Origin of the sequence: Streptomyces griseorubiginosus (genome assembly GCF_017614965.1) — a bacterium.
Lineage (GTDB): Bacteria > Actinomycetota > Actinomycetes > Streptomycetales > Streptomycetaceae > Streptomyces > Streptomyces griseorubiginosus_B.
In genome coordinates this window covers 29815-43828 of sequence record NZ_WVUG01000013.1, presented here as the reverse complement: position 1 = coordinate 43828, position 14014 = coordinate 29815, and the positions used below count along the sequence as shown (strand labels likewise).

The window sequence follows — 14014 nt, the reverse complement described above, 5'->3', positions numbered from 1 at the left end:
GCTGACAACGACGTCACGCGAGGAAGGACTTCCATGACCACCATCGACACCACCGTCCAGTCCGCTCTTGCCGAGCAGGCACAAACGCGTGCTCAGCTGGTTGCGACCGCGCACGAGCTCATTCCGTTGTTGCGCAAGAACGGCGAGCAGTCCGAGCGCGACCGGCGGCTCGTGGACGAGCCGGCCCTGGCCATGCGTTCCGCAGGACTGCTCCAGGCGTGCGGTCCTCGCCGGGCCGGCGGCTCCGGAGGCAACGCGCAGACCCTGATCGAGGTCGTTTCGGAGCTTTCCCGGGGTGACGGATCGGCCGGATGGGTCGCGATGATCGCCAACATGACCGCCTGGACGATGGGTCTGCTTCCCGACGATGCGCGGGAAGCGGTCTACGGCGACGACCCGCACACCGTCTCCATCAGCCAGTTCGGCGCCGGGGGGACCGGTGTGCCCACGAAGGACGGGTACCGGATCAGCGGCAAGTGGCCGTTCGCGTCCGGCTGTTACCAGGCACAATGGACGATCAGCGGCTTCCTGGTAGTGGACGACGCCGGGAATCCGCAGGGGATCCGATGGGCGCTCATGCCCATCGCGGAGATGGAGATCAAGGACAGCTGGTACGTGGCCGGTATGGCCGGCACAGGCAGCAACACGCTCGTCGCTCACGATCTGGTCGTACCGAAACACTGGACCATCGACGCCGACACGTTCCTGGGCCGCACCTTCCCCCGCTGGCACAGCGATGAGACGGCATATCGGTCCTCGGTGAGCGCCATAGCGTGCCTCGGCCTCGGCGCTCCGCTCTTGGGAATGGCCGAAGCCGTCTGGGACATCACCGTCGAGGTCATGAACGGTGGCCGGGCGATCTCGAACTGGAACTACGACGACGCCCGTGAGTCGCCGGGGTGGCGCTCGGCGCTCGCCGAAGCACGGACCGCCATCGACACCGGTCGGCTTCATCTGCTGCGCGGCGCCCAGGACATGGATCGCGCGGCCCAGGAGGACCGTGTGCTCAGCCTCGACGAAAGGGCACGGCTCAAGAGCGACCAGGCGATCGCGACGACCAATCTGCGAACGGCCGTCGATCTCCTCCTGGACATCAACGGCACGAGAAGCTTCGCGCTGTCGAACCCGCTGCAGAGGTTCTGGCGCGATTTCGGCACCGCCAGCCGGCACGGACTCAACAACGGGCCCCTGAACCGCGAGGCGTACGCACTCAGTCTGACCGGGCTCGACATGTCGCGTTACGCGATGTTCCTGTGAGTGGCACTGGCTCCCTATAAGTCACACCTGGACGCGGCCTGTTTCGTGAAGCGGATGTGCGGGCTTCTGGACCGGATAGCTGGTCGCCCGCACCGAACATACCCTCCTGAAAAGCCCATCAATGGCGAGGAAATGAGCGACGAATGAGCGATGAAGGCGGACCCGGGCTGTTGACGGTCAAAGACGTTCCGGCCTATCCGGATGTGCCGACGTACTTCAACATCGGAGGGACGCTCGCTGTCTGGGAGGGAGACGACTGGAAGTCGACCTCGCTCTCATGGAAAACGGGCTGTTATATCGCCTCGAATCTCAGTTTCATGCCCGAGGTGACCTTCAGCGGCCCGGACGCGCAGGAACTTCTTTCCCGGGTGAGCATCAACAACGTCCACACCTGGTCGATCGGCAAGTCCAAGCATCTGGTGATGCCCGACGAGAACGGACTCATCGCCAACCATGCGCTGACCGTCCGCGACAGCGAGGACTCGTTCCGGCAGCTTGCCTCGCCGGTGCCGTGGGCCGCCCACAAGGCGCAGTCCCTCGGTCTCGACGTGCGGATCAGCACACGCGACATCTTCGTCTTCCAGGTGGCCGGTCCCACGTCACTGCAGGTCCTGGAGCGGCTGATCGGCGAGCAATTGCGCGATGTCGCCTTTCTCGCGACCAAGAAGGTCGCCATCGCCGGTGTCGACACGGAGGTGGACATCGAGCTGTCCCGCATCGGCATGGCCGGCACGCTCGCCTACGAACTGCGCGGACCCATCGAAAACGGGCCCGCCGTGTTCGACGCCGTTTACCAGGCGGGCCAGGGTCTTGGGATCAAGCGGCTGGGCTGGCGCACCTACGTCGTGAACCACACCGAGGGCGGTTTCCCCCAACAGGGCTGCACGTTCCTGCCCTCGGCCTACTTCGACGCCGGTTTCCTCTCCGACCCCGCGTTCGGTGCGACGGTTCCCCCACTGCGCGAGGGAGCGGGCCTGACAGGCAGCGCCGATCCCACCGACCACCGTGCCCGCCTGCGGACACCGCACGAGGTGAACTGGGGCTGGATGGCGAAGTTCGACCACGACTTCTTCGGCCGTGAGGCGATCGAGGCCGAAGCCGCCGTCCGGCGCCGCAACACCGTGACTCTCCGCTGGAACAAGGAGGACATCCTGGATGTCTTCGCTTCGCAGTTCGAGCCGGGCGAGGAGTTCAAGCACTTCGAGTTCCCGACCACACCACAGTCTCCGGCGGGCGGCCACGCCGACCTCGTCACCAAGGGCGGCCAGGTCGTGGGCGTCTCCTCCCTCGCCGTGTACTCGTACTACTACCGCCGGATGCTCTCCCACTGCGCCATCGACGTGGACCAGGCGGAGATCGGCAACGAGGTAGTCGTCCAGTGGGGCGACCACGGCGGGCGCCTGAAGCCGGTCCGCGCCGTCGTCGAGCGGTTCCCGTACCTCGATCTGCCCCGCAACGAGGCCGTGGACCTCAGCTCCATTCCCTCTGGTGTGGCGGCCGCCTGACATCCGGCGCTTCATGGTGAAAGGAAAGCGACAGTGACTAGTACCCAGACCGCTCCCCCGAAGACCGGCACCGGACGGGAGACACAGGAAGGACGGCTGATCGTGCAGGGCGAGGACCGGCCCGGCGTCGTCGCGGCCGTCTCCTCCGTACTCGCCCAGGCCGGAGCGAACATCGTCTCCCTGGACCAGCACTCCACGGACCCGGTCGGCGGACGGTTCTACCAGCGCACCGTCTTCCGCCTCGCTGGACTGGGCGCCGCGCGGCCCCAGTTGGAGAAGGCCCTGGACCGCGAAATACGTGACAAGCTCGGTCTGGAATGGCGGCTTTCGGAGGCGGGCAGGCGCAAGCGGGTGGCGATCTTCGCCTCGAAGACCGATCACTGTCTGCTGGACCTGCTGTGGCGTCAGCAGCGCGGGGAACTGAACGTCAAGGTCGAGATGGTCGTGTCGAACCACCCCGACCTGGCCGATCAGGTGCGGCGGTTCGACATCCCCTACTTCTACGTGCCGGTGATCGACGGGGACAAGAAGACGGCCGAGCAGGAACATCTCAGACTGCTTCAGGGCAACGTCGACTTCGTCGTCCTGGCGCGCTACATGCAGATCATCTCCGGTGACTTCATCCGGGACGTGGCCGTGCCGATCATCAACATCCACCACTCCTTCCTGCCCGCGTTCATCGGCGCCGGCCCGTATCAGAAGGCGAAGGACCGCGGGGTGAAGCTGATCGGCGCGACCGCGCACTACGTGACCGAGGACCTCGACGAGGGACCCATCATCGAGCAGGACGTCGTGCGGGTCTCCCACGCGGACACGACCCGTGACCTGGTGCGACGCGGCGCGGACGTCGAACGCCTGGTCCTCGCCCGCGCGGTCGCCTGGCACGCCGAGGACCGGGTCCTTCGCGAGGGCAACTCGACCATTGTGTTCGCGTCATGACCGCCACGATCATCGACGGCACCGCACTCGCCGCGGAAAGCCGCAAGGAGACCGCCGAACGCGTCACCGCATTCACGCGCGCATACGGCTGGGCGCCAGGGCTGGCCACGGTCCTGATCGGCGACGACCCCGCCAGCGAGGTGTACGTCCGCCGCAAGCGGAAGGCGGCAGCGGAAGCAGGGCTGGAGGACTTCCACCACCACCTGCCCGCCGACGCGAGCCACCCGCAGGTGGCCGCGCTGATCGGCGAGCTCGCCGAAGACCCGCGGGTCAGCGGCATCCTCCTCCAACTCCCCCTGCCGGCTGGCCTGGACCGCTACGCCCTCGTGGACCTCATCCCGGTGGAGAAGGACGTCGACGGACTCACCACAGCAAGCCAAGGCCTGCTGGCCCGAGGCCTGCCGGGACTTCGGCCCTGCACCCCGAGCGGGGTCATTCGGATGCTCGACTCCGCAGGAGTCCGGCTGGACGGCGCCGAGGCAGTGGTCATCGGCCGCTCCGAACTGGTCGGACATCCGGCCGCCGAACTCCTTCTGCGCCGCGGTGCGACCGTGACCATCGCCCACTCGCGTACACGTGCGCTGGCGGAGGTGACGCGGCGGGCCGAGGTACTCATCGCCGCCGCCGGCATTCCCGGCCTCGTCACCGCCGAACACGTACGTCCCGGCGCGGCCGTCATCGACGTCGGCATCCACCGCACCGACAGCGGCCTGACCGGCGACGTGCGCTTCGCCGAGGTCTCCCGCACAGCGGGGTGGATCACGCCGGTCCCCGGCGGGGTCGGCCCGATGACCATCGCCATGCTGCTGGCCAACACGATCACCGCCGCCGAGAACGCGGCCTACGCGGCCATACGCTGATGCGAGCAAGGTCAACTCAGCAGAAAGAGATCACGGGGGGTGGGGCAGTCACCCCGGATACATGAGCGGGGCCGAGCACACCGTCGGAGGACGACATGCCAGCACAGGCGCGCACTCCTGCGCCAAGCGGCAGCAGAGCAAGGCGGGAAGCCGTCGCCCCGGCGCTGCGCCGACTGTTCGCCGCGGAGTCCGTCGTGGCCAGTGTTCGAGGGTGGGTGGACCCGGAGACGGCGTTCCTGACCCTTGCCGCCCCTGGAGACGACGTCGTCTGGTTCGACAACGGGCCAGGAGCGGAGCAGGGCACGAGCCTGATCGGCTGGGCGGCCCCGACGGCGCCCCGCCTGCTGGCACTCGACGCGGACAGCACCCGGCTGCACCCGGCCCCCGACCTGTCCGCCACATCGGTCACGGTGGATGTCTCCATCCTCAAGCTTCTACGGGAGTCGCTTCCTCCTGCGCTTAGTGGCCTGCTTCCTGCCTGGGTCGGCTGGTTCGGGCACGAACTCGGCGTGTCGTTGCTGGGTGCCCCCACCAGCACCGCAGGGATCCAGGCCGCGGCGGTGCTGGTGGATCGTGCGATCGTGTTCGATCACCACACCCGGCAGGTGCGGGTCGTCGGTCCGGCTGACGAACGTCAATGGGTCCAGGACCGTCTCCTCGCGACGGAGGCGCTTGTGTACGCCCATCCGCCGCTGCCTCCCCCGCCCGCGCAGGCCTCCGGTCCGGTGCGGCGTGCCCACACTGATGACCGATATCTCACGCTCATCCGCCGGTGCCAGGACCTGATCCGGGCCGGTCAGACGTATCAGCTCTGCCTGACCAACCAGTGGCGGACCGCATACCCGGCCAGCCCCGCGTCCGTTTACCGGCGCCTGCGCCGCATCGCGCCCAGCCATCATGGGGGCCTGCTTCGGATCGGCACCACGCAGCTGCTCAGCGCCTCACCCGAGCGCTTCCTCGAGGTCAACCGTGACCGCACGGTGGTCACCCGGCCCATGAAGGGCACCCGCCCCAGAGGAGCGACCGCGGCGCAGGACCGGGCCATGATGGAGGAACTGATCTCCAGTCCGAAAGAGCGCGCCGAGAATCTGATGATCGTGGATCTCGTGCGCAACGACCTGTCCCGGGTCTGCGAGCTCGGCACCGTCGCGGTGGAAGAGCTCTTCGCGGTGGAGACCTACCGCACCGTGCATCAGCTGGTCAGCACGGTCAGTGGCCGCCTGCGCGAGGGACTCAACGCGTTCGACGCCTTCGCCGCACTGTTTCCGGCCGGCTCGATGACCGGGGCACCGAAAAGGCGCGCCGTCGAGCTGCTGCACAATATGGAGTCCGTCGCACGGAGTTCCTACGCCGGAGCCTTCGGTTACTTCGCCGCCGACGGCAGCGCTGATCTGGCGACCACGATCCGAACCATCCAACTCGACGAGCAAGGGGCATCCTTCGGTACGGGTGGCGGAATCACGATCGACTCCGACCCGGCAGCCGAGTTGCGGGAGATGCACCTGAAAGCGCAGCCGCTGCTGCAGTCCCTCGGGCTGCCCCGGACCGACGAGCGGGCGTGAAGCCATGCCCGGCCCCATCCCCTCACACGGCACTGTGATCGTGGGGGTGCTCAACGTCACCCCGGATTCCTTCAGCGACGGGGCGCGCTACCTACGCGCCAGTGCCGCCGTGCGACATGCCCACGAGCTGACGCGGGCGGGGGCCGACATCATCGACATCGGCGGCGAGTCCACCAGGCCGGGGGCAGACCCAGTCGATCCACGTCTGGAGACGGCCAGGATTCTGCCGGTCGTCACGGCTGTCGCCGCAGCGGGCATCACAGTGTCCGTGGACACCATGCACGCCACGACGGCGCGTGCCGCGCTCCAAGCAGGTGCCCGCATCGTCAACGACGTCTCCGGCGGCCTGGCCGACCCGGACATGCACGCTGTCGTGGCGGAGTCCGGCGCCCAGTACGTTCTGGGCCACCTGCGCGGCACGCCCAGAACCATGAACGAGCACGCGCACTACGATGATGTAACCGCCGAACTCGCGGCCGAACTCTCCCAGCGCATCCGGGCAGCACGCGCGGCGGGGATCGAGGCGAACCGGATCGTCGTCGATCCCGGGCTCGGCTTCGCCAAAGCAGCCGAGCACAACTGGACACTGTTGCGGAACCTTACCGCGCTGACCGCACTTGGCCACCCTTTGATGGTGGGCGCCTCGCGAAAGCGATTCCTCTCCTCGCTCCTGCCCTCCGAAGCATCGACGGCCGACCGTGACCTGCCGACAGCGCTGCTCAGCGCGCTCCTGGCCGAACGAGGCGTGAACGCCCTGCGCGTACACGACGTGACCGCGACGCGAATCGCGCTCGACATGGTGCGCTTCCTGCTTCCGCCTGGCGGAATCGGACTGGAGCGCGCCAGTTCCGATCGGGTCGAATCCTCCCACATTCCTGACGACGCACATGACCGTCGTCGGGGCGAACAGAGGAGTCATCGATGACCACAGGTTCCACGCCGCTGCTCTTCCTGCACGGCTACTGGCACGGCTCCTGGTGCTGGGCCGACGTCATCGCCCGCGTCGCGGCCCTGGGCCGTCCGGCGGTCGCGGTCGACATGGCGGGGCACGGGCTGCGGGCCGAGCGCCCGCGGTGCCTCACCAGACGCCCGTACGCCCCGGAGGCCGTGGCGACCGAGGTCTCGCCGGTCGCGGGAGTGGACCTCGACCAGGCGGGCGATCTCCTCGTCTCACAGATCAAGGAACTCGGGCGCGGTGGCCGCGTGACGGTGGTGGCCCACAGCATGGGGGGCGCCGTACTGACCCGGGCGGCCCAGCAGGTACCCGACCTCGTGGCGCACGCGGTCTACCTCACTGCCTTCATGCCCGCCTCGGACATTCCGGCCATCGCCTACGTGCAGATGCCCGAGAACGCCGGCGAACTCGTCGCGCCCTCCGTACGGGCCGATCCCGCCGCGATCGGCGCCCTGCGCCTCGACCTCTCCTCCGACGACCCCGCCTACCGCGAGCAGTTGCGGGACGCGTTCTTCGGTGACATCCCTACGCCCCTCGCGGAGGCGGCCCTGGGGCTGCTCACCCCGGACGCGCCGGCCGGGATCGCGCTCCAGTCCACCACCCTGACCCGCGACGGCTGGGGCGCGGTCCCCCGCATTTACGTCACCTGCGCGCGCGACATGGCCGTGCGCCCGGTCCTTCAGCGGAGGTTCATCGACGACGCGGACGCGGCCTTCCCGGACAACCCGACCTCCGTCGTGGCACTGGACTCCTCGCATTCGCCGTTCCTGTCGATGCCCGGACAGGTGGCCGACATCGTCACGAAGCTGGGCTGATCGACCCCGTCGGTGGCACGGCCGTCCTCAACACTCCCTGTCGTGTGAACGAGTGTCGAGGCCACATGCCGTCGGCTGACCGCCGGCCGGGAGGCCTGCTGCGAGCCGAACACGCCGGCCGCGGTTCCCGTGGGATCAGCGCAGCGTGAAGGAGCGTTTGGCGCAGCCCATCGCGAAGCCGTCGATGGCGGTCTGGGCCGACGCCTCCGGGTCGGTGGCGCTGCCGAGAGTTATGAAGATGGGCAGGAAGTGGTCCGGGGTGGGGTGAGCGAACGGCATCCCCGGCGCCCTGGTGGCGTAGGCGGCGAGTTCGTCGACGTCGCCACGGTCGAGCGCCTCGGCCGCCCAGGCGTCGAAGTCGGAGGACCATGAGGGGACGACACCATGGGTGAACATCTCCCGGGTGAGGTAGGGCAGTCCGTGTGTCATGAAGCCGGAGCCGATGACAAGGACGCCTTCCTCGCGCAGGGGGGCGAGACGGCGGCCGAGGGCCATCAGACGGGTGGGGTCGTGGCTGGGCATGGACATCTGCAGGACCGGGATGTCGGCCGTCGGGTACATGGCCATCAGCGGGACCCAGGCGCCGTGGTCGAGGCCGCGGTTGGTGTGCTGGTAGAGCGGTTCGCTGTCGGGCATTGCCGCGGCGATGCGGTGGGCGAGTCCGTTGGCGTCGGGGGTGTCGTAGCGCATCCGGTAATAGCGAGGATGGAAGCCGCTGAAGTCGTACACGAGCGGGGTGTGCGCGGCGGAGGCGGAGATCGCGAGCGAGGCGTCCTCCCAGTGTGCTGAGACGATCAGGATCGCCTTCGGCTTGGGCAGGGACTGCGCCCAGTCGAAGAGCTCGCGCAGCCACGGGCCGTCATCAAAGGTGGGCGGCGCGCCGTGGCTGAGGTAGAGGGCGGGCAGCGGTCCGTCGGCCGGGCTCCACTCCCTCTGGTCGCGGGCGCGGGACAAGGCCTCGGGGAGGAAGGCGTCGTAGGCGCCGCCAGGTGCCTCAGGCTTGAGAGCAGTGGACATCGAAACCTCTCGGGGTGGTCAGACGTCGCCCGGCCAGGCGGCGTCGGGGCTGATGGTGTGGTGAATACGGCGGCCCGCCTCGCGAAGTTGCCGCTGCTGGGCCTTGGTCAGCGGCTCGAAAACCAGACGGCGCACTTCGGCGACGTGGCCGGGGGCGGTGGCCACGACCTTGTCCCAGCCGGTGTCGGTGAGGATGGCCAGCGTGCAACGGCCGTCGGCCGGGTCGGACCTGCGCCGGACCCAGCCCTGTTTCTCCAGCCGCTTGACCGTGTGGGACAGCCGGGAGAGCGAGGCGACGGCGAAGTCGGCGAGCTCACTCATGCGTAGCGTGCGCCCCGGGGTCATGGACAACCCAGCGAGCACCTGGTACTCGAAGTGGCTGATCCCGGCGTCGCGCTGGAGCTGAGCATCGAGCGCGGCCGGCAACCGCACGAGCACGCCTGTCAGAGCCATCCAGGTCGCTTGCTCCTCGGCGTCCAGCCAGCGGGGCTCCACATCACTCATGACCTCACCCAACGACCATTCACTTGAACCGTCAAGTTAAATTAACTCCTCTTTACTTGAACCGTCAAGTCATTCGCGAGGCGTGAGGACACCTCGTCGAGGTCTGCACTCCGCCGTGGCACCCACCCCACCACCAGGGGCACATGGGTGTGCGTGGCTGACACGAAAGTGCCTTCTTACGCCGTTGCAGACGGCGACTGATCATGTTGTTGCTTACAAGAAGTAACCGGAGCTCGCCCGCCACCGACCGAACCACCTGAGGCAGAAAGAGAGGCGCAACCATGACCGCCCAGAACAGGGGCATCGTTGTCCATTTCTACGAAGAGTTGTTCCGCCACGGCAATCTCGCCGTCATAGACAAGTTCGTCGGGCCCGTGTACATCGACCACAACCCGGAGTCTCCCGACGGCTCCGAGGCCATAGGCAACGTCGTGACCGGCCTCCGGGCCGCCTACCCGGACATGAACGTCTCCATCGAACGGGTCATCGCCGAAGACGACCTGGTCTTGCTGCACATCAACGCCGTGCTCGAACCCGGCGGCGAGGGCATGGCAATCGGCGCCATCTTCCGCGTTGAGACCGGCAAGATCGTCGAACACTGGGAGGTGATGCAGCAGGTACCGGACCGCACGGTCAGCGGCAACGACCTGTTCTCGACGCTGAGCACCCCGAGAGGGCAGTCACCGGACCCACGCGTGTCCACCGCCCAGAGCAAGCGGGTCGCGTCGGACCTGGTCAACGAGCTGTTCACAGGCCGAGACGTCACCGCCTTCGACCGGTACGCCTCCGACCCGTACTTCCAGCACAACCCGCAGTCCCCCAACGGCATCGCGGCAGCCAAGGAGTTCTTCGCGTCCTCCTTCTCCACAAATCCGGATCTCAGCGTCAGCGTCAAACGGGTCATCGCCGAGGGCGACTACGTCGCCTTCCACTCCCACTCCAAGTACGCCCCCGAAGACCTCGGCTTCGCCGTCCTCGACATCTACCGGGTCCGCGACGGCAAGGTGGTCGAGCACTGGGATGTCATACAGCAGGTCCCGGCGACCTCCGCCAACGACAACACCATGTTCTAGCCCAGGTCCGGCAGTCATCCCGTTCGCCGGAACAGAATCTCCCCAGTTCCAGGGCAGGTTGACGCCTTCTTGGGCCTTGCCCTGTCGCGAGCCGCGCACATGACCGCCTCGCCCAGCCCACACATGTGCCCCGGCACCAGGGATCGCTCTCGATCGCGGCAGAGTCGCGCAGTTGCCGGACCGGTCCGGGCGGCACGGACGAGCGCCTGTAGCCTGCCGAGTTCAGATGCGCTATTGAACCCTGGCACGGTTCCATGCTAGACATGCCACGCGGGCTATCGGAGAAGCAGTCCGCACAAGCTTTGACTCGTTGAAGTGTCCTCCGTTTCGGAACAGGAAACGTAGATGGACACACAACATCCAACTCCCAATCAGCTCGACGGCTTGGTGCCATCATCCGATCCGGAGGTCGCGGTGGTGGCGGGGGCCAGTGTCTCCGATTCGCGTGTGGAGTGGTTCCGGGCAGGCGACGAAGTCGACAGCTTCGTCATTCGCACGAACCGCTTCGATCTGGTCGTGGACACCATGAGCACGCCCGAGATGTTCGCGCGGGTCGTCGCCCTGGCCCCCCTCCGCCCGTATCTGCAGACCGTGGTGGTCACCACGCACGCGGACTACGACCATTACTGGGGAAATTCCTACCTCGCCCCGTCAAATCATCTCTGGATTGCATCCGAGCATGCCCGTGCCCGCATCGTCGAGCAACAAGCAGAACTGGACCAGATGAATCTCGCCACTGGCGGACGGTTTCACAGCGTCGTTCTGGGCACACCTCATGTCGGTATCTCCACCGCGACGGTCCTTGACGGCGGCGACCTGCAGATTCATCTACTGCCGACACCGGGGCACACTCCGGACCATCTGGCCGTGCACATCCCGGAGCTGGGGGTGGTTCTGGCCGGCGATGCCGCGGAGCGCCCCCTGCCAGAGCTCTGGGACGCCCGCAGCCTGCCCGCCTTGCGGGCAAGCCTGCAACTTCTTCGGGACCTCGACGCAACCATCGTCATCCCGTCCCACGGAGGCACCACCGACCCGGAAATTCTGACGGACAACTTGGAGATCTTGAACGAGATCGAGAGAAGGGTGGAAAGCGGGCAGTCGCTCGAGGATCTCGCCGGCCATCCCCTGCCTCAGAAACAACCCTTCTTTTTGCACTGCCTTCACCGAGCAGTGGCCGCCATCCAGGAGGAAAACTAATTGCCATCACCCACCAGTGAGCTCGCTTCGCATCTTCGCACGATCTATACAGAAACTGTCGGTGACCAGTTCGCCACCAACCTCGCGGCGCTCTTCGGCGATGAATCGTGGGCGACCGCTTTCAACGGTGGCGACAACCGGTGGTACGGACCCGACGAGATCCTTGAGCAGTGGCTGCTTCCCGAGACGAGGAAGCACCCCGACTACCGACGTGATCTCGGACCCGTTTGGGTCACCGGGACTGACATCCTCATATTCAGTAAGGTCTCGTGCTCCCTCGAAAAAGGATCCCGCGTCGAGTGGCTGGCAGTGGACGTGTACCAGACGTCCGGAGGAAAGATCGTCGGTGCCCGGTTCGGGAATGACACCATTGCCCGCCAGAACCTGGACCGACAGATTGATGCCACAGGGATGTGGGCGGCGATCGAGGCGAGCTGGTCACCTGTCACGACTGCGGCCAATCGCATCGGGATGAAGTTCGTCACCGATCAGAAGAGCGCGCCGGGCACAGCGGAAGAACGCTACCGGCCGATCATGGAGCGGGAGACCGACGACTGCGAGATGTGGTCGTGGGAGGTGGAGGGACTGAAGCATTTCCCGGACCGCGAGGCTGTCGACCGCGGTTTCTGGGATCCCCTGTTCCCTCTTATTCCAGATTTCGTCGAAGCGATCGAGCAGCCACTGATCTTCGGGAACGCGCTTCTGCTGGTACAGAATCCGGGCGGAACGTTCACGAACGCCCGAGGTGAGCGCACCTTCAGCGCTTGGTACAACCTCGACATCTATGTCTTCGAGGGCGATCGCGTCAACCGCTTCTTCTTTGCTCGAGACACACTCAAAGACGAGACACAGATGCTCGCGGCATTCGACGGTGCTCCGCCGAACCTGCCGGACTCCATCCACCTCGCACCGTTCAACCTGGCTGATGACTGAGCGGACGAACGCCGCGCGGATGCATCTTTTCGATGAATCCGCACGGCACTACGCGGCCCGTTTCCAGGACTACTTGTTGCACCGGCTCGAGCAGACCCATCCGCCGCTGCGAGGCCCCAAAACCGCGCATGAGCTGGACGATGCGACAGGTCCCCTCATCACCGACGAGGGGCTCGGCTATGAAGCGGCGTACACGGCCTTCACCGAGGTCATTGCAACGGCCACCATCGCAATGGACCATCCGCGCATGCTTGCCTACGTCCCGGCAGCTCCCACCGTGGCATCAGAACTCATGGACAGCGTCATTGCCGCCTCCTCGATCTACGCCGGGTCGTGGATGGAGGCCTCTGGCGTTGTGCATGCCGAGAACGCCGCGCTCGAATGGCTGAGCAACCTCGCAGGACTTCCCGCATCTGCCGGCGGCACCTTCGTTGCCGGCGCAACCATCGGTACGCTGTCCGCACTGGCGGCAGCTCGCGACCGATACCTGAACCGGCACGGCGACCGTCCACGACGTTGGCGGATCGCAGCCACCCGAGAGGCACACTCTTCGGTGGCCGAAGCTGCGCGGGTACTTGACGCAGAACTCCTCACTCTCCCGGTGAACGAAGACCTCAGAGTCAGCGTGGACGGCCTCGCACAGCTGGGCGCCGAAGACCTCGACGGCGTCTTCGCCGTGGTGGGCACCGCCGGGACGACCAACCTTGGAATCGTGGACGACCTGGCTGCGCTGGCGGAATTCGCCGAACGGCACCAACTGTGGTTCCACGTCGATGGCGCCTACGGCGGGGCTGCCCTCGCCGCGCCGTCCGTCCGCGCGAATTTCGCCGGCATCGAACGTTGCGATTCGCTCGTGGTGGATCCCCACAAATGGCTGTTCGGACCCTTCGATTGCTGCGCCTTGCTCTATCGGGATCCGACCCAAGCCGTTCGGGCGCACCAGCATGACGCGGGCTATCTCGAAAGCTTGAACAACCGACGGGAATTCAATCCGGCTGACTTGGCGATTCACTTGACGCGCCGAGCCCGGGGGCTGCCGTTCTGGTTTTCGTTGGCCGTCCATGGCACTCGAGCGTATGCGGATGCCGTGGAGGCGGCGCTGAGTCTCACGCGCGAGGTCACGCAGGTGATCGACGATGACCCACTCCTGGAAGTAGCGCACAGGCCCGAGCTGTCCGTGATTGTCTTCCGCAGGATCGGCTGGGAGGCACAGGATTACCTCGCCTGGGAGAAACGACTTTTGCAAGAGGGCGTCGCCTTCGTCGCATCCACCCGATATGGGCAGGAAACACTGGCGCGCCTGTGCTTTGTGAACCCACTTACGTCGATGGGTGATGTCCGTCTGATACTGGATGATCTGCGCGTTGATCGCTGAGCCGCAGATTCTTCAGGAAAGG

13 protein-coding genes are annotated in these 14014 nt (G+C 66.5%); 11 read left to right on the top strand and 2 right to left on the bottom strand.

Annotated elements, in window-relative coordinates; all coding sequences use genetic code 11:
• The first annotated feature begins 33 nt into the window (after positions 1-33).
• The 7 genes from GRC12_RS04485 (at position 34) to GRC12_RS04455 (ending at position 7893) form a co-directional block, all read left to right on the top strand.
• The gene (locus GRC12_RS04485; RefSeq protein WP_208777486.1) at positions 34-1257 is read left to right on the top strand and encodes an acyl-CoA dehydrogenase family protein; all 1224 of its coding nucleotides are present in this window, start codon (positions 34-36) and stop codon (positions 1255-1257) included.
• 317 nt (positions 1258-1574) lie between these two features.
• Positions 1575-2762 carry an aminomethyl transferase family protein gene (locus tag GRC12_RS04480; RefSeq protein ID WP_244372012.1) on the top strand — a complete coding sequence of 396 codons (1188 nt, stop codon included), beginning with the start codon at positions 1575-1577 and terminating at the stop codon, positions 2760-2762.
• Between the two features lie 33 nt (positions 2763-2795).
• Positions 2796-3701 (top strand): formyltetrahydrofolate deformylase, encoded by a 906-nt coding sequence (gene purU / locus GRC12_RS04475; RefSeq protein ID WP_208777484.1) that lies wholly within the window; start codon positions 2796-2798, stop codon positions 3699-3701.
• On the top strand, positions 3698-4561 hold the full coding sequence (folD, locus tag GRC12_RS04470) for a bifunctional methylenetetrahydrofolate dehydrogenase/methenyltetrahydrofolate cyclohydrolase FolD (RefSeq protein WP_208777483.1): 864 nt from the start codon (positions 3698-3700) through the stop codon (positions 4559-4561). Before purU ends, folD begins: the two co-directional genes overlap by 4 nt.
• Before the next feature lie 215 nt (positions 4562-4776).
• Entirely contained in the window at positions 4777-6123 is a 1347-nt protein-coding gene (gene pabB / locus GRC12_RS04465; RefSeq protein WP_208777482.1) for an aminodeoxychorismate synthase component I, read from the top strand.
• A gap of 40 nt (positions 6124-6163) precedes the next feature.
• The gene (gene folP, locus GRC12_RS04460; protein ID WP_308286470.1) at positions 6164-7048 is read left to right on the top strand and encodes a dihydropteroate synthase; all 885 of its coding nucleotides are present in this window, start codon (positions 6164-6166) and stop codon (positions 7046-7048) included.
• Complete coding sequence (locus GRC12_RS04455) at positions 7045-7893, top strand: alpha/beta fold hydrolase (protein WP_208777480.1); 849 nt, start codon at positions 7045-7047, stop codon at positions 7891-7893. The genes folP and GRC12_RS04455 overlap by 4 nt, the downstream gene beginning before the upstream one ends.
• Before the next feature lie 135 nt (positions 7894-8028).
• Here GRC12_RS04455 and GRC12_RS04450 read toward each other — a convergent pair whose 3' ends face one another.
• Both GRC12_RS04450 and GRC12_RS04445 read right to left on the bottom strand, forming a co-directional pair.
• Positions 8029-8910, bottom strand: a complete 882-nt coding sequence (locus GRC12_RS04450) for a dioxygenase family protein (RefSeq protein WP_208777479.1) — start codon at positions 8908-8910, stop codon at positions 8029-8031.
• An 18-nt stretch (positions 8911-8928) separates the two neighbouring features.
• Positions 8929-9414, bottom strand: coding sequence for a MarR family winged helix-turn-helix transcriptional regulator (locus tag GRC12_RS04445; protein WP_208777478.1), 486 nt, complete (start codon positions 9412-9414; stop codon positions 8929-8931).
• 281 nt (positions 9415-9695) lie between these two features.
• Here GRC12_RS04445 and GRC12_RS04440 point away from each other — a divergent pair, with 281 nt between their 5' ends.
• From GRC12_RS04440 to GRC12_RS04425, 4 genes are all read left to right on the top strand, one after another.
• Complete coding sequence (locus GRC12_RS04440; RefSeq protein WP_244372010.1) at positions 9696-10487, top strand: nuclear transport factor 2 family protein; 792 nt, start codon at positions 9696-9698, stop codon at positions 10485-10487.
• Positions 10488-10832: 345 nt separating this feature from the next.
• The gene (locus GRC12_RS04435) at positions 10833-11684 is read left to right on the top strand and encodes an MBL fold metallo-hydrolase (RefSeq protein WP_208777477.1); all 852 of its coding nucleotides are present in this window, start codon (positions 10833-10835) and stop codon (positions 11682-11684) included.
• The gene (locus GRC12_RS04430; RefSeq protein ID WP_208777476.1) at positions 11685-12617 is read left to right on the top strand and encodes a hypothetical protein; all 933 of its coding nucleotides are present in this window, start codon (positions 11685-11687) and stop codon (positions 12615-12617) included. It begins immediately after the preceding gene.
• Positions 12610-13992: a pyridoxal phosphate-dependent decarboxylase family protein gene (locus GRC12_RS04425; protein WP_244372009.1), complete on the top strand. Its 1383-nt coding sequence runs from the start codon at positions 12610-12612 to the stop codon at positions 13990-13992. Before GRC12_RS04430 ends, GRC12_RS04425 begins: the two co-directional genes overlap by 8 nt.
• The last annotated feature ends 22 nt before the right edge of the window (positions 13993-14014 follow it).

What these genes read in the sequence shown, in the direction of transcription:
- folD (WP_208777483.1), top strand. Translation starts at nt 3,698, where the DNA reads ATGACCGCCACGATCATCGACGGCACCGCACTCGCCGCGGAAAGCCGC.
- GRC12_RS04485 (WP_208777486.1), top strand. Translation starts at nt 34, where the DNA reads ATGACCACCATCGACACCACCGTCCAGTCCGCTCTTGCCGAGCAGGCA.
- GRC12_RS04445 (WP_208777478.1), bottom strand. Translation starts at nt 9,414, where the DNA reads ATGAGTGATGTGGAGCCCCGCTGGCTGGACGCCGAGGAGCAAGCGACC.
- GRC12_RS04435 (WP_208777477.1), top strand. Translation starts at nt 10,833, where the DNA reads ATGGACACACAACATCCAACTCCCAATCAGCTCGACGGCTTGGTGCCA.
- GRC12_RS04425 (WP_244372009.1), top strand. Translation starts at nt 12,610, where the DNA reads ATGACTGAGCGGACGAACGCCGCGCGGATGCATCTTTTCGATGAATCC.
- GRC12_RS04450 (WP_208777479.1), bottom strand. Translation starts at nt 8,910, where the DNA reads ATGTCCACTGCTCTCAAGCCTGAGGCACCTGGCGGCGCCTACGACGCC.
- GRC12_RS04480 (WP_244372012.1), top strand. Translation starts at nt 1,575, where the DNA reads ATGCCCGAGGTGACCTTCAGCGGCCCGGACGCGCAGGAACTTCTTTCC.
- GRC12_RS04440 (WP_244372010.1), top strand. Translation starts at nt 9,696, where the DNA reads ATGACCGCCCAGAACAGGGGCATCGTTGTCCATTTCTACGAAGAGTTG.
- GRC12_RS04455 (WP_208777480.1), top strand. Translation starts at nt 7,045, where the DNA reads ATGACCACAGGTTCCACGCCGCTGCTCTTCCTGCACGGCTACTGGCAC.